The following is a 26,416-nucleotide window of genomic DNA, read 5'->3' as shown; positions in this document are numbered from 1 at the left end:
CGATGAGTTTTCTAGAGATAAATAATGCGTGACACAGTTTATTTTACACTACCGAGCAGTCAGAGAGTCTGAGGCCCTCCATTATATCTACCAGCTGGCTGATGCCTTAAAGTTTATTCATCAGCACCAAATGAACCACCTTGACATAAAGCCAGGGAATGTATTGTTAGACAATAATAACAACGCCACCCTTATAGACTTTGGACTATCCAAACGCTATGACGGTGAAGGGCATCAAACCAGTACAACCCCTATAGGCATCAGTGCCGGGTATGCTCCAATGGAGCAATATAAGCAAGGAGGCGTCAGCACCTTTTCTCCTGCAACAGATATCTATTCTTTGGGAGCAACTTTATACAAGCTCTTGACAAATGAGACTCCACCTGATGCCAGTGATGTGAATGACGACGGGCTTCCTCCACTTCCACCGAGTATATCCCAATCAACGGCCGATACAATTGAGAAAGCCATGCAACCGCGCCGTAGAGACCGTCCACAAAGCATTGATGAATTTTTATCGTTATTGACTAATAACAATAAGCCATCAATGCAGTATAATGAAGAAGAATCTGAAACAACTATAATTCCCTCTATCTCCCCAAAGGCAGAAGAAGAACCGGGTTCACCCAACATTCCTCCCAAACGAGCCAATCATCTTTCAAACCGGGAAATATGGTTTATTGCAATATTAATATTGTTGGTAACCTCTATTTTTGTAATAAACAAAACAAGCTACAATGTGCCTGCTCAGAACTCTGATACAGCAGTTGCAATAGAAAATCCAATCCCTAATCTTCCGGCCCAACCAATTGATTTAGGATTAAGTGTAAAATGGGCAAGTTGGAATGTAGGTGCAAGTTCTCCGGAAGATTATGGAGGCTTATATGGCTGGGCAGACCCAACAGGAAACAATACATCTACAAATAATACTGATTATCCCAACAACAATCCACCCTCCAATATATGCGGCACCAATTATGATATAGCTCACATTAAATGGGGAGAAAACTGGCGTTTACCCACAAAAAATGAAGTGTTGGAATTATGCGAGAAATGTTCATGGAAATGGACTTCATATAAAGGGAGCAATGGGTATATGATAACAGGCCCCAGTGGAAATTACATTTTCTTACCAGCAGTAGGTCAACGCTATGGCACTAACATTGGCAGTCAAAAAAACTTTGGCTATTATTGGTCAGGGACTTTATACTCCACGGGATATTCAAACTACCTTTCTTTCAGCAACACCCAATATCAGCTAAGCTTCACCCTTCGCTATCTTGGATGTTCTGTCCGTCCCGTTTCAAAGTGACCAACATTTAAAACAAAATTCAAAGTTAATATGCAAGGAACTCAACAATCATTAAGAAAAGGTACTATTCTATCTGGTAATTCCTACAATTACAAGATTGAAGGTATTTTAGGCCAGGGGTCTTCCGGTATAGCCTATCTTGCTTCAATACAACTTCAAGGAGAGTTAGGTTGCCTAAATACCCATACACAAGTAGCCATAAAAGAATTTTTTCAGAAGAATTTCAATGGTAGGGAGGGCACTACTGTAACTTGTTCCAATGAAAAGGCTTTTAAAGAATATAAAACAAAATTCCTTCGGGAAGCCAAGAATCTTTCAAAACTCAAACATCCACATATTGTAGACATCCTGGAAGCTTTTGAAGCAAACAATACTTGCTATTACGTAATGGAATATTTAGAAGGCGGGAGTTTTGATTCTTATATAAAAGCAGAAAACGGTCTCTCCGAATCAGAAGCTTTGACATGCATCCGTCAAATAGGGGAAGCACTGCAATTCATGCATAACAATAGGATGTTGCATCTTGATCTAAAACCGAAGAATATAATGCGGCGTAAAGATGGTTCTATAGTATTAATCGATTTCGGTCTTTCCAAACAATACAATTCACAAGGAGAACCTGAAACAAGTACTGCCATCGGATATGGCACCCCAGGCTATGCCCCAATTGAACAAAGCTGTTATCGCGATGGAGAAGGTTTTCCTATAACAATCGATATTTATGCCTTAGGAGCTACATTATTTAAAACATTGACCGGAAAAACGCCTCCCAATGCTTCTAATATTATGAACTATGGCTTTCCGGAAGCCGAATTGCAAGAAAGAAACATCAGTAACAAGACCATTACTGCCATACGGCATGCAATGAAACCAGAAAAGAATGCAAGAACACAAACTGTAGAAACTTTTATCCAGGAAATTGAAGGAAGTCATGCAGAAGACACCACTCTTATTGAAGATAGTTCATTGATAGTTTTGCCGGAAACAAACAAAATAACCCTATCATTAGAAAAGTTATTCATGGGAAGTGATAGAAATTTTTCTACAGATATTATAATCACCGCAAACTCTATTGCACTTACCGTAAAAGCATTCACTATACCAAAAACCAAGATACAGACTTATACTTATCCATATACCTCTCAAAAATTCAAAAAACTATTATCAAACCTACGAGAGTTAAGTTTACAAACAGCTTATGACTCATTCAATTATGAAGTGGATAATGCACCAGATATTTTTTACCGCATGCGATTCTCCCTCTTCTCTACAAAAAAATCCTATGCAGATATAAAGGTGGAGTATGAGGCTTTAGATGAATTACGCACCGATGAATTGCCCAAAAACTGGCATGGCATGTTCTCAAGGCTTCAAAGGGCCATCACTTCCCAAATTCCTTCTTTCAACGAAACTGTTCTCACAGTAGTTTCTAATAAAACGCCCCCTGAAGAGGGAGCAAAGGTCATAAGCATAGCAAAAGAAAGCTTTATGGCCATCTTTGCTGGAGTCATGACTCTAATGCTAATAATTGGACCCAACATAGGAGTAGGAGGAATTATCACCATAACAAGCCTTGTCATCTTACCAGACTTGCTCATATTTTGGTTATCACCTCGAAAGAAGCTTCATGCGATTTTATTTTCTGCAACAATCATACTACTACTCGCAATCAACCATATAACACATCAATAAATCTTATAGATTATGCAATTACAAAACGGAACTCTTCTGCAAGGAGGAAAATATAAAATAGAAACAGTCTTAGGACAAGGAGGGTTCGGCATCACCTATTTGGCCACCCAAACGCTAACCGACAAAAAAGTCGCTATAAAGGAGTTTTTCTTTAAAGAATATTGTGAGCGTGACAATGTGTCGGGCACAGTAACAGTGCCAACAACCAGTAAGAAAAAATTTGTAGAGAAGTTTCAAAAGAAATTTCTAAAAGAGGCTAAGATTATCTCAGACCTCAATCACAAGAATATTATACGAGTGCTTGACGTATTTCAGGAGAATGACACTTCCTACTATAGCATGGAATATATCATTGGAAAATCGTTGGCACAAGAAATTAATGCCAAAGGGAAAATTGATGAGACGGAAGCCATTTCCATCATTGATAGTATCGGACAAGCCTTAAGCTATCTCCATGAGCGCCATATAAACCATTTAGACGTCAAGCCTGGCAATATAATGATAGATGAAAAGGAGCATAGAACTGTTTTAATTGACTTTGGCGTATCGAAGCAGTATGATCCTGAAACTGGTGACGGTACAACAACCACTCCAGTTGGTATCAGCCATGGATACTCCCCCTTGGAGCAGTACAATACAGGCGGCGTAAACAATTTCTCACCACAATCGGATATTTATGCTCTTGGAGCTACTCTGCTGAAAATGATTTCAGGGCAAACGCCACCCAGTGCTATAGACATATCACAACATGGACTCCCACAATTACCCTCTACCATATCTCCCTGGATTGACAAGGCAATCAGAACTGCCATGCAACCAATAAAAGAAAGCCGCCCGGCTTCGGTACAACAATTCATTACGATAATACATGAAAGAAAAGCCGCTCCAGAAGAAACAATTTTCTCCGGTACTGTTGAAAAGGAGAAAGATAAGAAACGATCTTCCATAGTTGGCAAAACACTTCTTATAGCCTTATTAGTAGCTGCAGTGATTGGTGTTATTTATGTCATGAATCAAAGCAGTGCAGTAAATATGCCTGATGTCGTTACAGAGGATAATATGCCCATACCCTATGAAGAACCATTAAACGAAGCACCGTCAAATAATGACTTGAAGACAAAAAGGTACTCCAAAGAGGTAGATTCCTCTACCGGTACCAACAAGCTGAATATAGACTATCCCACTTCAGGTAATGCCATATTGTTACAAAACATCAGAGAGTGGATTAATGAAGAACTTGGAGGAACTTACGACGGCGACTTGAACGACGGTGCAACATTCTTTGCATATTATACGAAAGGGTTAGACAACAATGAAGAAGACGGTTATTCAACCACAGATATAAAAAAAGCCAATGAGACAAGCAAAATCATCACATATATCAAAGACTGCTACGCATATGCCGGTGGCGCTCATGGATATGGTTTTGCCGTAGGTGTCACCTTTCGGAAAATTGATGGGAAAAAATTCTCAAAAGACATGATTATGCGCCCTTATGCGATACAAAACGACATAAAAGCTGGTTTGAAAAAATATTTCGGGGTAGTGACCGATGACGAGCTGATGGACAACCTTCAACTGAACAACGAATTATACAATATCAACAACCTCCCTCTGCCCGAAACAGACCCATGGATTACAAAAGATGGTGTTTTCTTCTCGTATGCTCCCTATGAAATTGCCAGTTACGCAGCAGGCGCTCCCTCCTTTGTGATACCCATCAGCAAAGTCAAGAACCACGTCACTTCTACAGCAAAAACATTCTTTGATGAATAAAACGACCTCATCAGCTTGAGAATGACCACCTATACGGTTATTTCATACAAGAATCACCGCATTTCATGTAATATACACAAATCCTTATATAGGTTATCATTTCAAATCAATATCTTTGAAACATAAAAGAAAACATTGGTTATGGAAAAGAAGCAGTTAAAAGTCTCAGAATCAGAATACGCTAAGAATCTTGGAGTAGCCGCAAGCACGGGAGCAGCAATAGGAGGAGCGGCTTTTGCAGCAGCAGCTTATTCAACAAGAGCATGGGAAACTGACTCTAATGAAGACAACGAGACACTGGAAATTGTAGAGGAAAGCAGCACTGATGAGATGATACAACCAGAAACTGTATCTATAGAAATATCAGATCCCGTCACTGCAGACATAGCCTACACCATAGACCCTCTTTCTCCGGCTGAAAGTGAAGCGATAGACATGGCCAGTACGGAGAATGATGAAATTGTCATCGAAGACATTGAATATCCAGACGAAGGAGATATCTTTCAATCAGATATGCAAGACGTCATGGACTGGGTAGCAGGAGAAACGATGGATATTCCTTTGCTGGACAATGCTATATACAGTGATGATACCATTGTAGAAGACAGTCAGCTGTTTTCTATATGAAAAGACATTATTAATACTAAAAAATATCAGCCTTATGAACTCAGAAGACACCATTCTTAACCAGCAACAGAACGACAACGAAGAAACATTGCCGAACAACAACCAGAGCACCTCAAAGGAACAGCCTGCGAAAAAAGACAGTTCATGGAAACATGTAACAATAGGTGGCATATCTGGAATTTTATTAGGTGCCGCCAGTACCTTTTTCACCAGCTCTTCCAGTGCCGCCAATGACAGTGACGCTCCCAGCCACGGCAGCCAGTCAGCAACAAGCCATGGCTCTACTCCCGTTTCTCCAGACTCACACATCTCTGTAGAAGGGTTACCGGTTGCAACAGTCAGTGACGATATGTCTTTCAGCGAAGCCTTTGCAGCAGCGCGCCAGGAGGTAGGACCGGGAGGAGTCTTTGAATGGCACGGTGGCGTATACGGTACATATTACGCCAATGAATGGAGTGACATGACACCAGAACAGCGGGCAGAATTCGGAAGCCGCGTTTCCTATGGAGCAAGTGGTTCGGGAAATCACGAGACAGCAGAACACGCTACAGAAGAGAGCCATAATGTAGCGGAACATCATGCAACGGAAGAACCGGAAATAGTCAATGTGGAACATGAAAATGCACACGTTGAAGATGAAGTTCAGATTGTAGGAATCAGTGATGAAACCATGGATGACGGCTCGATGGTTACCATCGGACAACTGGAAATAAACGGACAAGAAGTTTATGTGGTAGATGTGGATCATAACGGCACTTTCGACCTGATGGGAGCCGATGTAAATGGAGATGGAGTAATCAGCGAAAATGAAGTCTACAACATACAAGACCAAGGACTGGAAGTTGCCGATTTGCAGCAGCAGATGGATGCAATACCCTCGGATGATTATCTGGCAGATATGCCTGATTATATTAATGATGCTGACTCCAGCGGATTTGCCTAATCAACGGACAAGATGAGAATGAAGCGGATATTATTTTCACTGATATGCATATGCTTGTTTAGCCTGCAAAGCCTGGCACAGAATATATATTTAGTTTCCGTAGGCATTGCAGACTATCCCGGCACAGAGAATGATTTAACATTGCCTGCCAAAGATGCAGAGACCATACAATGGATATATCAGAAAAATCAGAAAGCAGAAACAATATTATTAACCGATGCACAAGCCACCCGAAGTAATGTATTAAGCAGTATGACGCGAATTTTCAATAAAGCCTCAGCCAAAGACATCATTGTCCTTTTTTTTAGTGGTCATGGATATAAAGGTGGATTTGTGGGCTATGATGCAATGATTACTTATCAAGACATCAAGAAAACAATGGCAAAAAGTGCAGCCAAGAACAAAATGATATTTGCAGATGCATGTTTCTCTGGAAAGATGAGAGAACCACGTAGAAACTCATCGAATATATCCCCCTCTTCGTTAAAAGTAATGCTGTTCCTTTCTTCCCGTGAAAATGAAGTCTCTATAGAGTCTCCTTCCATGAAAAACGGGTTCTTCACAACATGCCTGCAACGGGGACTACGAGGCGGAGCCGACATAAACCGTGATCGGATCATCACAGCTAAAGAGCTTTTCGAATTTGTCAGCCAAGGGGTAAAAAAGCTGTCAAGGGACAAGCAGCACCCTGTCATGTGGGGTAAGTTCAGCGATTCTATGCCGGTAATGATATGGTAACAATAATAGAATAGAACAAATGGAATCAGAATTATTAAGAATCAAGTGTCCGAACTGCGGTGCCGTTCTGACTATAAAAAAGATAGCAGGCCTGGAAACCAAGAGTATTCCATGCCCAGTATGCAAAAAGGCATCAAAGTACATTGACTACAAAGTTCCCAAACAACAATATACTCCACCAAATGAAAATGATGACACCACCATGGGAGATGAAACCCACATTGACCATTCAAAAAATCAGAGTATCGGCAAACTTCAGAAAATTGGCACAAGTCATATATATACTTTATCCCTAGGAATAAATACAATCGGACGAAAGGCACAAACATCAAACGCCACTGTACAGATTGATACAGATGACCTTACAATGAGCCGTTCACATTCCATTATTGAGGTACGCAAACTGAAAACCGGTGGTTATATACACTATTTTTCGAATGCTCAAAACAAAAATGCCACTTATATCAATTCTGGATTAATTGAAAATGGCGACCGTATCATACTGCATGGAGGTGAAATCATAAAAATGTCGAATACGACATTGAAATTCATACTTCTTTCTGAAGATGATACAATCATTTAAACCTAAAACAAAATTGGATATGAAATATGTTTTAAACCCCTTAGCTATCTACGAACTGGGACAACGGAGCAATCAGGAAGATTCCATCTTCCCCGTATCAGGTGAAGTAACGGCAGAAGACCGCCTGTTTATCGTATGCGATGGAATGGGTGGTCATGAGTCGGGTGAGGTTGCCAGCCAGACAGTATGCCAAACGATGAGTGAATACATCTTGTCACAAACTTCACCGGAAGGGGCTTTCACAGACGAGCAATTTAACGAGGCGCTCAATGCAGCCTATGATTCATTAGACCAAAAGGATAATGGTGCCGCCAAAAAGATGGGGACCACCATGACTCTTCTGAAATTTCATAGTGGCGGATGCCTGCTTGCCCATATCGGTGACAGCCGCATCTATCATATCCGACCTTCTGAAAGATACATTTTCCACACAAGAGATCACTCGTTGATAAACGACCTATATGACATCGGTGAAATCACCCTTGAAGAGATGAAAACCTCAAAGCAGAAGAATGTCATTACCCGTGCCATGCAACCCAACCTGGAAAGACGTCCTAAAGCAGACATAAAACATATTACAGACATCCGCCCCGGTGACTATTTCTTCATGTGCTCGGATGGCATGTTAGAGGAAACTGACGATAGTGACTTGCTGAATATCCTCTCTGACCCTGACACAACAGATGATGAAAAAATACAAATCCTGACCAAGGTCAGTGAAAACAACCGGGATAATCATTCTGCATTTCTTATTCATATTTTAGACTTAATTCCGGATAATTATACAAAAGAAGCAAAAGGCAAAGAAGAAAGTCCTATAGAATCCGTTCCGGACAACCGTGTCATGACTGCTGGAACAAGGACAATCGAAAGAGAGGGGAAAAAGAGCGCTGAAACTAAAGAGGATAAGAGACAAAAGCGCAGGCTGCCGATTGTCAAGATTCTTGCATTCGCCATATTACTTTTTATCGTTATCTACGCCGCTTCTTTCGTTCTGTTGAAAGCTATAAAGGGGGAGAAAGAGCATTCCAAGACAAATCACCAAATAGAAAACACTATATTACAAGAATAATCCAAGAATATGCAGCTACTACCGGAAACATCTCTGCAAGGAGGCAAATATAAAATAGAAAAAGTACTTGGCCAAGGTGGTTTTGGCATTACTTACTTAGGGCTTCAGACGGGACTGAACCGATCTGTCGCCATTAAAGAGTTCTTTATGAAAGAATACTGTGAACGCGAAGAGACTACTTCCAAAGTTCTTCTGGGCTCACAAGGTAGTCGAGATATAGTGGACCGTTTCCGAATAAAATTCATAAAAGAAGCTCAAACCATTGCCCAGATGGACAATCCGCATATCATCCGCATTCATGACATTTTTGAGGAAAATGCAACTGCATATTATGTAATGGAATATATTGACGGAGACTCTTTGGACAGGTTAATACAGAAGCAAGGGAAGTTAGACACCGCGGTAGCATTAAACTACATCTGCCAAACAGCTAAAGCATTACAGTATATCCATCAAAAGAAGATTTTACACTTAGACATCAAACCTTCCAACATTCTGCTCAGAGGTGAGGAAGATGCCGTATTAATAGATTTCGGAATTTCCAAACGATATGATATAGACGGAAGTCAAACGAGCACCACTCCTACAGGAATCAGTAAAGGTTATGCCCCCATAGAACAATATAGACAAGGTGGTACAAGCATGTTCATGCCCAGTACAGACATTTATTCATTAGGCGCTACCATGTATAAGTTACTGACAGGAGAAACACCGCCCGAAGCTTCTGACATTGTAGACGAAGGATTAACAATTCCAGATTATATAGCCCCCAGAATAGCAACTGCAATAGAAAAGTGTATGGCTCCAGCACGCAAACAAAGGCCACAATCTATTACGGAATTTCTGTCCCTGATAGCAATGGAGCCTCATGAACATCCTCAAGACGGTACATCTTCTTCTAAGGAAAACACGGTTATACAAAAAAGGACAGACCACCAATATCTATCAATTGACGTAAAAGGAATTTTATTCAAAATGTGTTTCGTTGAAGCAGGAACTTTCATGATGGGAGCTACTTCAGAACAAGAGCACGAAGCCTATAGTGACGAAAAAAGCAACAAAAGAGTGGATATACAGAACTTCTACTTGGGAGAAACCACTGTTACCCGGAAATTATGGAATGCGATTATGGGAAACTATCAATCGGAATCCAAAGAGGAGAATCTTCCTATCGAGAATATATCATGGATTGACTGCATAGATTTTATTCAAAGACTAAACAATGTTACCGGACGCAAGTTCCGTCTTCCAACCGAAGAAGAATGGGAGTATGCGGCACGAGGAGGAAATCAAAGCAAAGGGTATAAATACGCCGGTTCAAATTCTATTGATGAAGTTGCATGGTATGATGGGAACAGTGAACATCACACCCATCCCGTGGCTTTAAAAAGACCGAATGAATTGGGATTGTATGACATGAGCGGAAACATTCAAGAATGGTGTTCCTCTTTCTATGAATATGGCTCAAACCGGAGTCTACGAGGCGGATGCTATTTATCATCACCACGAAGATGCCGTGTTTCATGTAGAAACAATAATAGCCAAGTGTATCATGACGCAAGCATAGGATTACGATTGGCTTTATAAACAGCTACGGAGCGGGATTCCACATGAACTTCCTCCTTTATATGACTTGTTTGGCTATCCATGCACAAGCCTCCGCATCCGCCAATGCATGGTGGTGTTGCTCCAGTTGGTAGCCACAACAAGCTGCCACTGTGTGCAACTGATAGTTGGGCAATCCTTTCAGGACGCGACGTGATGTCTGCAAAGTACAATGAAACTCATAATCCGGATAATCCATGCAGTAAGTACGGAAAACAGCTTTCAGGCAGCTTTCATCAAAGGCCTTGTTGTGCGCTACCAATGGCAAGCCTTCAATGCGTGGAGCTATTTCCTGCCACACAACGGGAAAGATAGGAGCATCCCGGGTATCTGCCAACGTCAGACCATGCACGCGGGTATTCCAATAAGTGTAATACTCCGGTTCGGGACGGATGAGGTTATAATAATGGTCCACAATCTCTCCATCACGTACGATAACCACTCCTACACTACAAACGCTGGTACGCTGTTCGTTGGCCGTTTCAAAATCAATGGCAGCAAAATCTTTCATCCGATATGGTTTTATAGTCGCCAAAGATACGAAAAATTCACTCCGTTCCTTTCATACTACACCTGGTTTCCATTATCTTTGTCCCCCGGACAAAGACTAAAATATCATGGAACATCCACTTTCGCAATTCAAATATTGTCCGAAATGCGGTTCAGCCCATTTCGAAGTTCATAACGAGAAGTCGAAGCAGTGCGCCGACTGCGGTTTCGTCTACTACTTCAACCCCTCTTCCGCCACCGTCGCCTTGATACTGAACGAGCGCGACGAGCTGCTGGTGTGCCGCCGCGCCAAAGAGCCTGCCAAAGGGACGCTGGACCTCCCCGGAGGCTTCATCGACATGACCGAGACCGGTGAGGAAGGCGTTGCCCGCGAAGTAAGAGAAGAAACCGGCATGAAGGTGGCAAAGGCCGAATATCTCTTCTCCCTGCCCAACATCTACATCTATTCCGGCTTCCCCGTACACACGCTGGATATGTTTTTCCGTTGTACGGTGGAGGACACCTTGCACTTCGAGGCGATGGACGACGCGGCAGACCTCTTCTTCCTCCCCTTAAAAGATATCCGTACGAAAGAGTTCGGACTCGGCTCCATCCGCAAAGGAGTGGGTATCTTCCTGGAAGACATGCGGAAGAACAAAAGCGAATGATTATTCGTTCCTATTATGGTATATATCCTAAAAAAGCCAAACAAGTGTAACATTTCCGGGTTAAAACCCGTATTTTTGTAAAATACCTATTCTAACAAAAGAAGATGAAACATAAAATCTCCCGAATATTGTGCACAGCACTCTGTTGCGCACCTTTACTCGCCTCAGCACAAACAAGCGAGAAGAGTACTTCTCCCAAGCGACTCTACCAAGAAGGACAAACGCTGTTCCAGCAAAAGGCCTATGCTGCCGCCATCTCCCCGTTGCAAGCCTATGTACGCCAGATGAATGCAGACGGCAAGCCTCTGCCCGATACCGGCGAGCGGCAAGAAGCGGAATACATGCTGGTATGCGCCGCATACGAGCTCAGAGACCCCAAAAGCATAGACCTGCTCCGTGCCTTCCTGGACGAATATCCCGATACTCCCCATGCCAACCGCATCTACGCCCTGATTGCCTCCGCCTACTTCTTCGAAGGCAATTATGACGATGCCCTCGCCATGTTCAACTCCGTCCGCCTCGACCTGCTGGGTTCCGAGGAGCGAGACGACATGACCTACCGCCTTGCCACCTGCTACCTGAAAACGGGCAACGTAAAGGAAGCAGCCATCTGGTTCGAGACGCTACGTAGCACCAGCCGCAAGTATACAGCGGACTGTGCTTACTACATCTCTTATATCCGATATACCCAAGGACGGTATGACGAAGCGCTCAGCGGTTTCCTGCCTTTGCAGGACAATGCCAAATACAAGGACTTGGTTCCCTATTACATCGCCGAAATCTATCTGTTGAAGAAGCAGTACGACAAGGCGGAAATCGTGGCGCAGAATGCACTGTCAGCCCATCCCGACGGTCTGAGCTACACCCACACGGCGGAGCTGAACCGTATCCTCGGTACAGCCGAATACCATTTCGGGAAGTATCACGAAGCCGTAAAGTCCTTCGGACAATATATAGAACACAATGCCGAATCTGCCGCTCATAGAAGGGATGCCCTTTACATGCTGGGAATGTCCTATTATCAATGCGGCGTGTATTCGCAAGTCCCCTCCGTCCTCGGCAGAGTGACTGCCGAAAACGATGCCCTTTCGCAGAACGCATACCTGCACATGGGACTGGCTTATCTGCAACTGGCAGACAAGACCAAAGCGCGTATGGCCTTCGAGCAGGCTGCCGCCTCCAACGCCGATATGAAAGTCAAGGAACAAGCCGCCTATAACTACGCCTTATGCATTCACGAGACCTCCTATTCCGCTTTCGGCGAATCGGTGACCGTCTTCGAGAAATTCCTGAACGAGTTCCCGAACTCTCCTTATGCCGAAAAGGTCAGCAACTACCTGGTGGAAGTATACATGAATACACGCAGCTATGATGCCGCACTCAAGTCCATCGACCGTATCTCCCATCCCAGCAAAGCCATTCTGGAAGCCAAACAAAAGATTCTGTTCCAACTCGGGACCCAGTCTTTTGCCAACACGCAGTTCGAACAAGCCATCGGTTACTTCAACCAAAGCGTCACGTTGGGGCAATACAACCTCCAGACCAAGGCAGACGCCCTCTACTGGCTCGGCGAGTCTTATTACCGCCTGAACCGGATGAGAGAAGCTGCCCGCAATTTCAACGAATATCTGTCACTCACCCGGCAGAGGGATACGGAAATGTTTGCCCTTGCCTACTATAACCTGGGCTACATCGCTTTCCACCAGAAAGACTATTCGACGGCAGAGAACCGTTTCCGCAACTTTGTCCAACTGGAGAAAGGCGAAAACCCGACCGCATTGGCAGATGCCTACAACCGCATCGGTGACTGTAACCTGCACGTCCGCCGTTTCGAGGAAGCCAAGCAATACTACGCCAAAGCCGAGAACCTGAACACTCCCGCCGGAGACTATGCCGTCTATCAATTAGCACTGGTATATGGCATGCAGAAAAACTATACGGAAAAGGTGAGCATGCTGGACCGACTTGCAGCCAAATATCCCAACTCGCCCTACGCCATCAATGCCCTCTACGAGAAGGGACGCTCCTACGTACAGAGCAACAACAGCCGCCAGGCTATCGCCACCTTCCGCGAGCTGCTTGCCAAATACCCCGAAAGCCCCGTCAGCCGTAAAGCCGCCGCCGAAATCGGTCTGCTTTACTACCAGAACGATGACTATGACCGTGCCATAGAAGCCTACAAGCATGTGGTCACCCAATATCCCGGAAGCGAGGAAGCCCGCCTTGCCATGCGCGACTTGAAGTCCATCTACGTAGATGCCAACCGCGTGGACGAGTTTGCCGCCCTTGCCGCCCAGATGCCGGGAGAAATCCGCTTCGAACCCAGTGAGCAAGACTCGCTGACTTACATCGCTGCCGAAAAAGTATATATGAAAGGCGAAGCCACACCTGCCAAAGAGAGCTTCACCCGTTATCTGCAAAGTTATCCGGGAGGCGCTTTCAGCCTGAATGCACACTACTACCTCTGCGTCATAGGCAAAGAGCAGAAAGATGAAGAGGCGGTATTGGAACATGCCGGAAAACTGCTGGAATACCCCGATAACCCATATTCTGAAGAGGCTTTGCTGATGCATGGAGAAATTCTGTTCAACCGCCAGCAATATGACCTGGCATTGGCCGACTACAAGAAATTGCAGGCCAAAGCCACCACGGCAGAGCGCCGCCAGCTTGGCGCTATCGGTGTACTGCGCTGTGGAGCACTGATGCATGATGATGCGGAAGTCATCAACGCCGCCACAGCCTTGCTTGCCGAAGCCAAGCTGTCTCCGGAGCTCCGGAACGAGGCGTTGTACTACCGTGCCAAGGCATACCTCAACCAGAAAGCCGACAAGAAGGCAATGGATGACCTTCAGCTGCTGGCCAAAGACACCCGTACCCTTTATGGAGCCGAAGCCAAATATCTGGTGGCATTACAATGGTACAATGCCGGTAATTATGCCTCTGCAGAAAAGGAAATCCTTAATTTCATCGACCAAAGCACACCGTATGCCTACTGGCTGGCACGCAGTTTCATCCTTCTGTCTGATGTATATGTAGCCATGGACAAGAAGCTCGATGCACGCCAATACCTATTGAGCCTGCAGCAGAACTACCAGGCCGACGACGATATAGCAAGCATGATTAACGAAAGACTGGAGAAATTGAAGTAAGAAATATAGCACATTATGAAAAAGATACAATATATCCTCGCAGGAACTATGCTTGTCTCCCTCTCTTTGGGAGCACAAGCCCAGACACAACCCCAAGACACCACCATGAACCGTACGGTAGTCGTGGAACAAGAATATAATCCGGACATCATGGATGCCTCCAAAGTGAACGTGCTTCCCAGGGTGGAACCTCCTACCGTCAGCAAAAAGGCGGTGGAATATGACGCCACCCTGATGCCGGCAACCCAAATCCCCGCAGGTATCATGCAAGCCTATACCGGAAAAGAGACGCAGGCGAAAGCGCTGCCCGGATATGTACGCTTGGGATACGGTAACTACGGTAACCTCGATGTACGCGCCAACTACCTCTTCTCTTTATCCCCCAAAGACCGCCTCAACCTGACATTCACAATGGATGGCATGGATGGCAAACTGGACTTGCCGGATAATGGCGGGAAGTGGAATTCATTCTACTACCGTACCCATGCTGCCATGGATTATGTACATGCCTTCAGCAAAGTCGATTTGAATATTGCCGGAAAGTTCAACCAAAGCAATTTCAACTTCCTGCCCGACTTCGTCAGCAACAAGCAGAAATTCGTTTCGGGTGATGTACATTTCGGGGTAAGTTCCACGAGCGACGATATGCCTCTCCAATTCCGTGCCGAAACCAATTTGTTGGTCTACCAGCGCCAACACGACCTCATGGTGAGCAATATCAAAGAAAATATCGTGCGTACCAAAGCCGATGTCACCGGTTCCATCTCCGATGAGCAGACCATCGGCATGGCTTTTGCCATGGACAATACATTCTACAGCGACGGACGTTTCGAGAATCACACCGACGTAGACTTCAATCCATACTATCTCTTTCAGAATGACGACTGGAAAATACGTCTCGGCGCACACGTCGACCTGGCTTTCGGCTTCGGCAAGAAGTTCCGCGCCGCTCCCGACGTAGAAATACAATACATCTTCTCGGACAGCTACATCCTCTACGCACAAGGTAAGGGAGGACGGCTACAGAACGATTTCCGCCGTCTGGAAACCATTACGCCTTATGGCATTACAAACCAGCAGCTTGACAATACCTACGAACAGCTCAACGCAGCCATCGGCTTCAAGGCAAGTCCGGTCAGCGGATTGTGGTTCAACCTATACGGCGGGTATCAAGATTTGAAAAACGACCTGATTGACACTCCGACTGTCAAGTCCGACGGGATAAGCAATGTTTTCCTCACAGAAGACACCAAGAACCTCTATGCCGGAGCCGACCTGAGCTACAACTACAAGGATGTTTTCTATCTCGCCGCCAATGCCGTCTATCGCCATTGGACAACGGACTCAGACGGTTCTGATGTCGTAGTAAGTTTCAAACCGGCCGTAGAAGGCAATCTCAATCTCAAGGTACGCCCCATCTCCCCACTGCTTGTCGGCATCGGCTATCAGCACATCTCACGCCAAGGCGTGGAGGGCAACAAGGCAGACCCCGTCAGCAATCTCTATCTAAACGGCAGCTACGAACTCTTCAAAGGAATCTCCGTGTATGCGCGCGTGAACAACTTGCTGAACAAAGATTACCAGTACTACTGGGGATACCCTTCAGAAGGTCTCAGTTTCTTAGGTGGAGTAAGCTTCCTCTTTTAATAGAGGTAGCACAAGCCGAAGCTCTAATTTGAACAAAAAAGGTCATTTTTGCTAAATTCTCCTTATATTATAAGGTGGGAAGAATCTTTTTTTCCTACTTTTGCGGGCGAATTCAGTGGCGGGAGTCACTAAAAAACAGAAATTTATGCAGAAAAACCTTGTCATAGTCGAGTCTCCGGCGAAAGCAAAAACCATCGAGAAATTCCTTGGAAAAGATTTCAAAGTCCTTTCCAGCTACGGCCATATACGTGATTTGAAGAAAAAAGAATTCAGTATTGACGTAGACAAAGACTTCAAACCGCATTACGAGATACCGGCGGATAAAAAGAAACTCGTAACCCAGTTGAAAGAAGAAGCCGAGCAGGCAGAAACCGTATGGCTGGCTTCCGATGAGGACCGCGAAGGGGAAGCCATCGCATGGCACTTGTACGAAGTGCTGAAACTGAAACCGGAACACACCAGACGTATCGTCTTCCATGAAATCACCAAAGGTGCCATCCTGAAAGCGATAGAAAATCCCCGTGACATTGACATCAACCTGGTCGATGCCCAGCAAGCCCGACGTATCCTGGACCGTATCGTAGGTTTTGAACTTTCACCGGTATTGTGGAAGAAAGTGAAACCTGCCCTTTCTGCAGGCCGTGTACAGTCCGTAGCCGTCCGTCTCATTGTAGAGCGCGAACGCGAGATACATGCATTCCAAACCGAAGCATCCTACCGTGTTACCGCCGTATTCCTCGTTCCGGACACTGACGGCAAAACAGTGGAAATGAAAGCCGAACTGGCGCACCGGCTCAAGACAAAGGCAGAAGCCCGGAAATTGCTGGAGAGCTGTAAAGCAGCTACGTTTACCATCAGCGACATCACTACCCGTCCGCTGAAGAAAACTCCCGCCGCCCCGTTCACCACCTCTACCTTGCAGCAGGAGGCTGCCCGCAAACTGGGATTCACCGTGGCACAGACCATGATGGTGGCGCAACGTCTGTACGAATCCGGATTGATAACCTACATGCGTACCGACTCCGTCAACCTTTCCGAACTTGCCGTCAACGCCAGCCGTGAAACCATCTCCAACCTGATGGGCGAACGTTACGTACACAACCGCCACTTCGCCACCAAGACCAAAGGAGCGCAAGAAGCCCACGAAGCTATCCGCCCCACCTATATGGAGAATGCCAAGATAGAAGGTACCCCGCAGGAAAGAAAGCTGTACGACCTCATCTGGAAACGTACCATCGCCTCGCAGATGGCAGATGCCGAAGTGGAAAAGACAACCGTAACCATTGCTATCAGCAACGAGACGGAGACTTTCACTGCAACCGGCGAAGTGGTGAAATTCGACGGTTTCCTCCGTGTCTACCGCGAATCATACGATGATGACGTAGAAACCCAGGAAGATGAGGCACGCCTACTGCCCCCTCTGAAAAAAGGACAGAAGCTCGAACATGAAGGTATCACTGCTACCGAACGTTTCACCCAACACCCTCCCCGCTACACGGAAGCAAGCCTTGTGCGCAAATTGGAGGAACTGGGTATCGGACGTCCGTCTACCTATGCTCCTACCATTTCCACCATCCAGCAACGCGAATACGTGATAAAAGGAGAAAAAGCAGGTGAAGAACGCACCTACAATGTGCTTAACCTGCAGGGTAATGAAATAACGGACAACAACCATACAGAAATCACCGGAGCCGAAAAGTCAAAACTGATGCCGACAGACACCGGTATTGTGGTCAATGACTTCCTGATAGAGTACTTCCCGGACATCCTTGACTACAACTTCACAGCGAGCGTCGAAAAGCAATTCGACGAAATAGCCGAAGGTGACAAGCAATGGACCGCCATTCTGAAAACATTCTATAAGAAATTCCATCCTTCGGTGGAGAACACGCTTGCCGCGAAAACCGCCCACAAGGCAGGCGAACGGATTCTAGGAACAGACCCCGTCAGCGGAAAACAAGTGTCTGTAAAAATCGGACGTTTCGGCCCAGTAGCACAGATAGGTACTGCCGAAGATGAGGAAAAGCCCCGTTTCGCCCAGGTAAAAAAAGAAATGTCCATCGAGACCATTACGCTGGAAGAAGCGCTGGAGCTGTTCAAACTTCCCCGTACTCTCGGAGAGTACGAAGGCAAGAATGTAGTCGTAGGTGCGGGACGTTTCGGACCTTATATCCAGAACAACGGCTTGTATGCCTCATTACCCAAGACAATGGACCCGATGACTGTTACGCTGGAAGAAGCTATTGAACTTTTGCAAAAGAAACAAGAAGCAGAAGCCCAGAAACATATCAAGAAGTTTGAGGAAGAACCGGAACTGGAAATCCTGAATGGACGCTATGGCCCTTACATCGCTTATAAAGGCAGCAACTACAAGATTCCTAAAGACATCATCCCTCAAGACCTGAACCTTCAGGCTTGTCTGGAAATTGTGAAACTGCAAAGCGACAAGGATACGGGCAAGTCTAAGCGGACTGCAAAGGCGGTGAAAGCAACGAAAACGACTAAAACAACCGCCAAGGCAACTGCCAAAACAAGCAAGACAAAATAGGACTTAGTCTACACGTATAAAATGGGAGAAAGGAGACGATAATTTAAACTTCTATTATTTCTACCACAAGAATAAATATTGCACTATAAAAAAATAAGCCCGAAGAAGTATCCTCGGGCTTATTCTTTTATAGTACAATGTTTACATCCTATCCGGCACCTCAATTCCCAGCAATCCCATACCTAAGCGTACCACCTTGGCTACATTCTCGGACAATGCAAGGCGGAATACCTTCACTGCTTCGTTCTCCTCACGCAAAATGCTGAAGTCATGGTAGAACTGATTATATTCCTTCACAAGGTCATACGTATAGTTTGCAATGATGGACGGACTGTAGTCCTCACCTGCCTGCTTCACAATAGCGGCAAAGTCGGCAACCATCTGTATCAGTCCCTCTTCCTTCTCACTCAGTTCAATGCCGGCAGGCAACTGGGCAGGGATTTCGATACCGGCCTCTTTTGCCTTGCGGAGAACAGACTGGATACGTGCATAAGTATATTGGATGAACGGCCCCGTATTACCATTAAAGTCGATGGACTCTTTTGGATTGAATGTCATGTTCTTGCGGGCATCCACTTTCAGGATGAAGTACTTTAAGGCACCCAGACCAACGATACGGGCGATATTGTCTGCCTCTTCCTTTGTCAGACCATCCAGCTTACCCAGTTCATTGCTGGTTTCCTTGGCTGTATCAATCATCTCCGCCATCAAGTCGTCAGCATCAACTACTGTACCTTCGCGGCTCTTCATCTTGCCCTCGGGAAGTTCCACCATACCGTAAGAGAAGTGCACCAACCCTTTACCCCATTCGAAGCCCAGTTTGTCGAGCAGGATGGACAATACCTGGAAATGGTAATTCTGTTCGTTGCCTACCACATAAATCATCTTGTCGATGGGATAATCTGCAAAGCGGAGTTTGGCAGTACCTATATCCTGCGTCATGTAGACGGATGTACCGTCCGCACGCAACAGTAGCTTGTGGTCCAACCCCTCACCCGTGAGGTCTGCCCATACAGAGCCATCTTCTTTCCGGTAGAAGAAGCCTTTCTCCAGGCCCTCCATTACCTTCTCCTTACCTTCGAGGTACGTGTTTGATTCGTAATATATCTTATCAAAAGTTACACCCATCATACGGTAAGTCTCGTCAAAACCTGCATACACCCAGTCGTTCATCTTCTTCCAGAGCGCACGTACTTCCGGGTCATTGGCCTCCCACTTTACCAGCATTTCACGAGCCTCCTTCATCAAAGGAGATTCAGCTTCCGCCTTGGCTTTGGCTTCTTCCTCATTCATGCCTTCGCTTTGGAACTTGGCCATCAGTTCTTTCACTTCCGCTTTATAATGCTTGTCGAAGGAAACATAGTAATCGCCAATCAAGTGATCTCCCTTCTTGCCGGATGATTCGGGAGTTTCACCATTTCCGTACTTCTGCCATGCCAACATGGACTTGCAGATATGAATTCCACGGTCATTGACAATATTTGTCTTTACTACCTTATTACCGTTGGCAGCCACTATATTAGCCAGCGCATTTCCTAAAAGATTATTGCGTACATGGCCCAAATGAAGCGGTTTGTTGGTGTTGGGAGAAGAATACTCAATCATCACCAATGGAGAGTTGTCAGTAACAGCCACGATACCGTACTGCTTGTCCGCATGAATGCCATTCAACAATTCTATCCACGCAGAGGAGGCAATGGTCAGGTTCAGGAAGCCCTTGATGACATTAAATGCTGCAACCGAAGGCTCGTTTGCCTGCAAGTATTCACCGATTTCCTGGGCCGTCTGCTCCGGTCCTTTCTTGGACATACGGAGAAAAGGGAATACAACCAGCGTGAGGTGTCCCTCAAATTCTTTCTTGGTTTTCTGCAACTGCACTTGTGCGGCAGGAACATCCTGTCCGTAAAGCGCTTTCAGTCCGCCGATGACGGACGATACCAGTTTCTGTTCTATATTCATGATTCAAATGTATTTTCCTGCGTGCAAAGATAGCGTAAACCGAAATCAGTACAAAACAAGCAGGCTTGTTTTTATGGCCTCACAAGATATTCAACATACAAAGAGGGGACGCTCCTTGTAAAACGTCCCCTCTTTGTATGTTGAGTATACTGTTCTTATTCAGCTGTCAATTCCGTACCTGGTTTGAATTTAACAACTTTCTTTGCAGCAATCTCGATAGGCTTTTTAGTAGAGGGGTTGATACCCATACGCGCTCCTCTTTCCACCACACTGAAAGTTCCAAAACCAACCAATGATACTTTATCACCGGCCTTCATTGCCTTAGTGACTGATGCGATAAATGCATCCAATGCTTTCTTTGAATCAGTCTTTGACAAACCAGACTCCGCTGCCATAGCGCTAATAAGTTCCGCCTTATTCATAATGCTTAAAATTAATTAATATGTTACACAAAAGATATTTTTACTTTTCATCACAAACCTCCACAAAAATAGAGCAATATTTCTGAATATCAAATAAAAACATTAAAAAAATATTGGAAAACAACGAAAAAGAAGGAATAGAATCTGCTTTTTCTGTTATAGAACAGAATTTATTCGTATTTTTGCCGGAGAAAGCAAAAACAGGCAACTGTTTTTGAACTGTAAAATGAATTGAAACAACAGATTATGAATACTATACCTACTGTAACCAAGAACCTTTTAATCATTAATGTGCTGATGTTTCTGGGTACCATCGTCGCCCAAAGCTACGGCATCGACCTCGCCCAATATCTGGGATTGCATTTTTTCCTTGCCGAAGATTTCAATGCAGCACAATTGATAACATATATGTTCATGCACGCCGGATTCGCGCACATATTTTTCAACATGTTTGCTGTATGGATGTTCGGACGTATTTTAGAGCAGGTATGGGGGCCAAAACGATTTCTGTTCTACTATCTGGTGTGCGGTATAGGAGCCGGAATTATCCAGGAGGTGGTACAGTATATTCATTATGAGACAGTACTTTCCGCCTATGACAGCGTAAATACTGGCATGGCCATCATCCCGATGGAGGAATATCTCAATATGATGACTACCGTGGGAGCTTCGGGAGCAGTATACGCCATTCTGCTGGCATTCGGCATGTTGTTCCCCAACCAGCAAATGTTCATCTTCCCGTTACCGGTTCCCATCAAGGCCAAATATTTTGTTATCGGATATGCCTTGATTGAACTTTATGCCGGATTTGCAAACAGTGCAGGAGACAATGTGGCTCACTTCGCACATCTGGGTGGTATGGTATTCGGCTTTATCCTAATTATGTACTGGAGAAAAAAGAACAGAGGAAATGGCTACTATTATAACTGATTTGAAAGAAACCTTCCGTAGGGGGAACATTTATATCCAACTGATTTACATCAATGTAGCGGTATTCATACTTACTACGCTAACCGAAGTCATGTTCCAGTTGTTCAACCGGAGCATAGCAGGCGTATTCGAATGGTTGGAACTGCCGGCATCAGTCATACGCTTCATCCTGCAACCATGGTCACTACTGACATATATGTTCATGCATGCAGGATTCATGCACATTCTTTTCAATATGCTGTGGCTTTACTGGTTCGGTGCACTGTTCCTGAGTTTCTTCTCTGCAAAGCATCTCCGGGGTGTATACATTCTGGGAGGAATTTGCGGCGGTCTGCTCTATATGGCCGCCTATAACATTTTCCCGTATTTCCGTCCCATGACAGACTATTCTTTCATGCTGGGTGCTTCTGCCTCTGTACTTGCCATTGTAGCCGCCACCTCCTATCGCGAGCCCAACTATCCGATACGGCTACTGCTGTTCGGAACCATCCGGCTGAAATACCTGGCACTCATCGTTATAGGCACCGATTTACTGTTCATCACCTCCAGCAATGCCGGTGGACACATCGCACATTTAGGAGGTGCGCTGGCAGGGGTATGGTTTGCCGCCAGCCTCAGCAAAGGTAGTGACCTGACCTCATGGATAAACAAATGTCTGGATACCTTAGTTTCCATCGTCAACTTCAAACCCAGAAAGCCGAAAATGAAAGTACACTACGGTACTGGCAAACAAAAAGATTATGATTACAACGCACGGAAAAAAGCCCAATCCGACGAGATAGACCGCATTCTCGACAAATTAAAGAAATCGGGATACGAAAGCCTTACTACAGAGGAAAAGAAAAGCTTGTTCGACGCGAGTAAACGTTAAACCAATGGAAAATGGAAAACGGAAAATGAAAAATGAGAATATAACCGCCACTCTTATTTTCAGTTTTCACCTTTCAATTTTCAACTATTATAATGAAGCATCTCGGTAATTTTGTCGCTCTCCTGATTTTAGCGGTCAATGCCTTATTTACGGGCCTATTACTGTTCACCGCCTATAGTCCGCACATCCAGCCGGTCACACATCCGGTGCAATCGTGCCTGGGGCTGACATTTCCCGTGTTCCTGATGATAAATGCCGGCTTCCTCATTTTTTGGCTGGTCATCCAGCGCTATAGGTCGGCTTTGCTGCCCCTAATAGGGATGTTGCTCTGCTATTCGCAGATACGCACCTATCTGCCCATCAACTTCCATACAGACCACTTACCGGAAACAAGTATCAAACTGCTCTCCTACAACATTATGGGATTTGACGGTGCCGCCAAACAAGATGGCAAAAACCCGATATTGACCTATTTGAAGGAAAGTGGCGCCGATATCCTCTGTCTGCAGGAATATTCCACAGTACAATCCTCAAAGCATCTTTCGCAAAAAGACGTAGAGCGGGAACTCAAGGCATATCCATACCACCGCATCAACACAGTGGGTAGCGGAAAGGGACATACCAACAAGATAGCATGTTACTCTAAATTTCCGATTCTCTCGTCACGCATATTGGATTATCCCAGCGAATACAACGGTTCGGTACTCTATGAAATCAAGATTGGGGAAGACACGGTTACCCTCATCAACAATCATCTGGAGTCCAACAAGCTGACCAAAGCCGATAAAGTCGTGTACGAAGACATGCTGAAATCTCCCGAAAAGGAAAAAGTGAAAAGCGGCGCACGCCTGCTCATACGCAAGCTGGCAGAAGCATCGGCCATCCGTGCCCCGCAAGCTGACACTATTGCACATGAAATAGCCGCTTCACCGCATCCTTACATTATTGTATGCGGCGATTTCAACGATACCCCCATCTCCTATACCCACCGCACCATCGCCCAGGATTTGGACGACGCATTCACCCAATCAGGACGGGGGCTGGGCATCTCCTACAACCAGAACAGATTCTATTTCCGGATAGACAACATACTGACAAGCAAGAACCTGAGAGCCTACAATTGTACAGTAGACCGCTCCATCAAAGAGTCAGACCACTATCCGATATGGTGCTATATCACTAAGAGATATTGAAAATTAATACTTAAACATTTAATACTTAGAAAACAATGTTCAAAAAATGTATTCTAATTTTAGCAGCAAGTTGTATGATGTACTCCTGTGCCACCCAGACGGAAAGCAATCCGTTCCTTACTGAGTTTCAAACACCCAATGGCGTGCCTCCATTCGATAAAATCAAGTTGGAGCACTATGAACCCGCATTCCAGAAAGGTATAGAAGAGCAGAACGCCAATATCCAAGCCATCATTGACAATACGGAAGCCCCTACTTTCGAAAATGTCATTGTTGCCCTCGACAACAGCTCTCCCACCCTGGACCGTGTAGGCGGTGTATTTTTCAACCTGACGGAGGCCGAAACTACCGATGAACTGACAGCCCTTTCCATGAAACTGGCTCCGACATTGGCCGAACATGAAGACAACATCTCCCTCAACCAGGAGCTTTTCAAGAAAGTGGATGCTGTCTACAGCCAGAAAGATGCTCTCGGCCTGACCCGCGAACAACAAAGGCTGCTGGAAAAAACCCATAAGAAATTTATCCGTTCCGGTGCCAATCTTCCGGCCGACAAACAAGCCTGTCTGCGTGAAATCAACAAGCAGCTTTCCACACTTGGAATCACGTTCAGCAACAACATCCTGAACGAAAACAACGACTTCAAGCTTTATGTAGGAAAAGAGGAAGACCTCGCCGGACTTCCCCAATGGTTCCGCGAAAGCGCCATGGCTGAAGCCCGTGCCACCGGACAGGAAGGCAAATGGCTGTTTACCCTCCATAATGCAAGCCGCCTGCCTTTCCTCCAATACTCCGCCAACCGGCCGCTACGCGAACAGATGTACAAGGCCTACATCAACCGCGGCAATAACAATGACAAGAACGACAACAAGAAAATCATTGCCGACATCGTACGCCTGAGACTTGAAAAGGCGCAACTGCTGGGTTTCGACTGTTACTCCAACTTTGTATTGGACAATACAATGGCAAAGAATTCCACCGCCGTGATGGACTTCCTCAACAACTTGTGGAGTTATGCACTCCCCAAAGCAAAAGCCGAAGCAGCCGAACTGCAAAAGCTGATGGACAAGGAAGGCAAAGGAGAGAAACTGGAAGCATGGGATTGGTGGTACTACACCGAAAAACTCCGTAAGGAGAAATATAACCTTGAAGAAGAAGAGATTAAGCCCTACTTCAAACTGGAAAACGTACGTGAAGGCGCCTTTGCCGTTGCCAATAAGCTCTATGGCATCACGCTGACAAAGCTCGAAGGTATCCCCGTCTATCATCCCGATGTAGAAGTGTTTGAAGTGAAAGCCGCAGACGGCTCACAAGTAGGTATCTTCTATGTAGATTACTTCCCCCGTCCCGGCAAAAGCGGTGGTGCCTGGATGAGCAATTACCGCGAACAACAAGGCAGCATACGTCCATTGGTATGCAACGTATGCAGCTTCACCAAGCCCGTAGGCGACACTCCTTCCCTGCTGACTATCGACGAAGTGGAAACTTTGTTCCATGAATTCGGCCATGCCCTGCACGGATTATTGACCCAATGCCAGTATAAAGGTACTTCAGGCACCAATGTCGTACGCGACTTCGTGGAACTCCCCTCTCAAATCAACGAGCATTGGGCTACCGAACCCGAAGTGTTGAAAATGTATGCCAAGCATTACAAGACCGGCGAGGTCATTCCCGACAGCCTGATTGAAAAGATACTGAACCAGAAAACGTTCAACCAGGGTTTCATGACTACCGAGTTGCTGGCCGCCGCCATCCTCGACATGAACCTGCATAACCTGACTGATACCGAAGATCTTGATGTCGTTGCATACGAAAAAGAAGCGATGGACCAACTGGGGCTGATTCCGGAAATAGCTCCCCGCTACCGTACCACATACTTCAACCACATCATCGGCGGTTATGCTGCAGGCTACTACAGCTATCTCTGGGCCAATGTTCTGGACAACGATGCCTTCGAAGCTTTCAAGGAACACGGTATCTTCGACAAGCAGACAGCCGACCTCTTCCGCCAGAATGTTCTGGAAAAAGGAGACAGCGAAGACCCGATGACTCTCTATAAAAACTTCAGAGGAACTGAGCCTCAATTAGACCCGATGTTAAAAAATCGCGGTATGAAGTAAGATTTGTGAAAAAAAAGCTATATTTGCAGCCTTGTATGCAACAGAATTTAATTAAAAAGTAATCATAATAAA

General features: G+C 45.3%; 20 protein-coding genes. 17 read left to right on the top strand and 3 right to left on the bottom strand.

The features are described from left to right. Positions 1 to 28 precede the first annotated feature (28 nt). The 9 genes from DXD78_RS18730 (at position 29) to DXD78_RS18690 (ending at position 10,330) form a co-directional block, all read left to right on the top strand. Positions 29 to 1,312 carry a protein kinase gene (locus DXD78_RS18730; protein ID WP_117652912.1) on the top strand — a complete coding sequence of 428 codons (1,284 nt, stop codon included), beginning with the start codon at positions 29 to 31 and terminating at the stop codon, positions 1,310 to 1,312. 30 nt (positions 1,313 to 1,342) lie between these two features. Next, a complete protein-coding gene (locus DXD78_RS18725; protein WP_009037643.1) occupies positions 1,343 to 3,004 on the top strand; it encodes a serine/threonine-protein kinase in 1,662 nt (553 codons plus the stop codon). Positions 3,005 to 3,016: 12 nt separating this feature from the next. Further along, a complete protein-coding gene (locus DXD78_RS18720) occupies positions 3,017 to 4,780 on the top strand; it encodes a protein kinase (protein ID WP_009037642.1) in 1,764 nt (587 codons plus the stop codon). A 141-nt stretch (positions 4,781 to 4,921) separates the two neighbouring features. Continuing rightward, the gene (locus DXD78_RS18715; protein ID WP_009037641.1) at positions 4,922 to 5,407 is read left to right on the top strand and encodes a hypothetical protein; all 486 of its coding nucleotides are present in this window, start codon (positions 4,922 to 4,924) and stop codon (positions 5,405 to 5,407) included. A 34-nt stretch (positions 5,408 to 5,441) separates the two neighbouring features. Then, positions 5,442 to 6,350: a hypothetical protein gene (locus tag DXD78_RS18710; protein ID WP_009037640.1), complete on the top strand. Its 909-nt coding sequence runs from the start codon at positions 5,442 to 5,444 to the stop codon at positions 6,348 to 6,350. 18 nt (positions 6,351 to 6,368) lie between these two features. Then, the gene (locus DXD78_RS18705; RefSeq protein WP_157131992.1) at positions 6,369 to 7,088 is read left to right on the top strand and encodes a caspase family protein; all 720 of its coding nucleotides are present in this window, start codon (positions 6,369 to 6,371) and stop codon (positions 7,086 to 7,088) included. Between the two features lie 19 nt (positions 7,089 to 7,107). After that, a complete protein-coding gene (locus tag DXD78_RS18700; protein ID WP_009037638.1) occupies positions 7,108 to 7,671 on the top strand; it encodes an FHA domain-containing protein in 564 nt (187 codons plus the stop codon). 19 nt (positions 7,672 to 7,690) lie between these two features. Next, on the top strand, positions 7,691 to 8,743 hold the full coding sequence (locus tag DXD78_RS18695) for a PP2C family serine/threonine-protein phosphatase (protein ID WP_009037637.1): 1,053 nt from the start codon (positions 7,691 to 7,693) through the stop codon (positions 8,741 to 8,743). A 9-nt stretch (positions 8,744 to 8,752) separates the two neighbouring features. Then, a complete protein-coding gene (locus tag DXD78_RS18690) occupies positions 8,753 to 10,330 on the top strand; it encodes a bifunctional serine/threonine-protein kinase/formylglycine-generating enzyme family protein (protein ID WP_009037636.1) in 1,578 nt (525 codons plus the stop codon). A 37-nt stretch (positions 10,331 to 10,367) separates the two neighbouring features. Here DXD78_RS18690 and DXD78_RS18685 read toward each other — a convergent pair whose 3' ends face one another. Then, positions 10,368 to 10,859 (bottom strand): 3'-5' exonuclease, encoded by a 492-nt coding sequence (locus DXD78_RS18685; RefSeq protein WP_009037635.1) that lies wholly within the window; start codon positions 10,857 to 10,859, stop codon positions 10,368 to 10,370. Positions 10,860 to 10,965: 106 nt separating this feature from the next. Here DXD78_RS18685 and DXD78_RS18680 point away from each other — a divergent pair, with 106 nt between their 5' ends. The 4 genes from DXD78_RS18680 (at position 10,966) to topA (ending at position 18,849) form a co-directional block, all read left to right on the top strand. Beyond that, the gene (locus DXD78_RS18680) at positions 10,966 to 11,505 is read left to right on the top strand and encodes an NUDIX domain-containing protein (protein ID WP_009037634.1); all 540 of its coding nucleotides are present in this window, start codon (positions 10,966 to 10,968) and stop codon (positions 11,503 to 11,505) included. Between the two features lie 104 nt (positions 11,506 to 11,609). Further along, complete coding sequence (locus DXD78_RS18675) at positions 11,610 to 14,654, top strand: tetratricopeptide repeat protein (protein WP_009037633.1); 3,045 nt, start codon at positions 11,610 to 11,612, stop codon at positions 14,652 to 14,654. A 15-nt stretch (positions 14,655 to 14,669) separates the two neighbouring features. Continuing rightward, positions 14,670 to 16,301 carry a TonB-dependent receptor gene (locus DXD78_RS18670; RefSeq protein WP_009037632.1) on the top strand — a complete coding sequence of 544 codons (1,632 nt, stop codon included), beginning with the start codon at positions 14,670 to 14,672 and terminating at the stop codon, positions 16,299 to 16,301. A gap of 145 nt (positions 16,302 to 16,446) precedes the next feature. After that, positions 16,447 to 18,849, top strand: a complete 2,403-nt coding sequence (gene topA / locus DXD78_RS18665) for a type I DNA topoisomerase (RefSeq protein WP_005834437.1) — start codon at positions 16,447 to 16,449, stop codon at positions 18,847 to 18,849. Positions 18,850 to 18,990: 141 nt separating this feature from the next. On the opposite strand, the gene argS is transcribed toward topA, so the two are convergent. Together argS and DXD78_RS18655 are read right to left on the bottom strand one after the other, a co-directional pair. Further along, positions 18,991 to 20,808 carry an arginine--tRNA ligase gene (gene argS, locus DXD78_RS18660; RefSeq protein ID WP_005834435.1) on the bottom strand — a complete coding sequence of 606 codons (1,818 nt, stop codon included), beginning with the start codon at positions 20,806 to 20,808 and terminating at the stop codon, positions 18,991 to 18,993. Between the two features lie 155 nt (positions 20,809 to 20,963). Beyond that, entirely contained in the window at positions 20,964 to 21,230 is a 267-nt protein-coding gene (locus tag DXD78_RS18655) for an HU family DNA-binding protein (protein WP_005830643.1), read from the bottom strand. Positions 21,231 to 21,476: 246 nt separating this feature from the next. Between DXD78_RS18655 and DXD78_RS18650 the strand changes: the two genes are divergently transcribed. The 4 genes from DXD78_RS18650 to DXD78_RS18635 all read left to right on the top strand — a co-directional run bounded on the left by DXD78_RS18650 (position 21,477) and on the right by DXD78_RS18635 (position 26,344). Next, positions 21,477 to 22,160, top strand: a complete 684-nt coding sequence (locus tag DXD78_RS18650) for a rhomboid family intramembrane serine protease (RefSeq protein ID WP_005830648.1) — start codon at positions 21,477 to 21,479, stop codon at positions 22,158 to 22,160. After that, the gene (locus DXD78_RS18645; RefSeq protein ID WP_009037631.1) at positions 22,141 to 23,031 is read left to right on the top strand and encodes a rhomboid family intramembrane serine protease; all 891 of its coding nucleotides are present in this window, start codon (positions 22,141 to 22,143) and stop codon (positions 23,029 to 23,031) included. The genes DXD78_RS18650 and DXD78_RS18645 overlap by 20 nt, the downstream gene beginning before the upstream one ends. 92 nt (positions 23,032 to 23,123) lie before the next feature. Then, the gene (locus tag DXD78_RS18640) at positions 23,124 to 24,224 is read left to right on the top strand and encodes an endonuclease/exonuclease/phosphatase family protein (protein ID WP_005834432.1); all 1,101 of its coding nucleotides are present in this window, start codon (positions 23,124 to 23,126) and stop codon (positions 24,222 to 24,224) included. 35 nt (positions 24,225 to 24,259) lie between these two features. Then, complete coding sequence (locus DXD78_RS18635; RefSeq protein ID WP_009037630.1) at positions 24,260 to 26,344, top strand: M3 family metallopeptidase; 2,085 nt, start codon at positions 24,260 to 24,262, stop codon at positions 26,342 to 26,344. The last annotated feature ends 72 nt before the right edge of the window (positions 26,345 to 26,416 follow it).

It is taken from the genome of Bacteroides sp. D20 (assembly GCF_003436255.1).
Classification (GTDB): domain Bacteria; phylum Bacteroidota; class Bacteroidia; order Bacteroidales; family Bacteroidaceae; genus Bacteroides; species Bacteroides uniformis.
The sequence above is the reverse complement of the archived record's forward strand: the minus strand, read 5'-3'. Positions and strand labels throughout refer to the sequence as shown.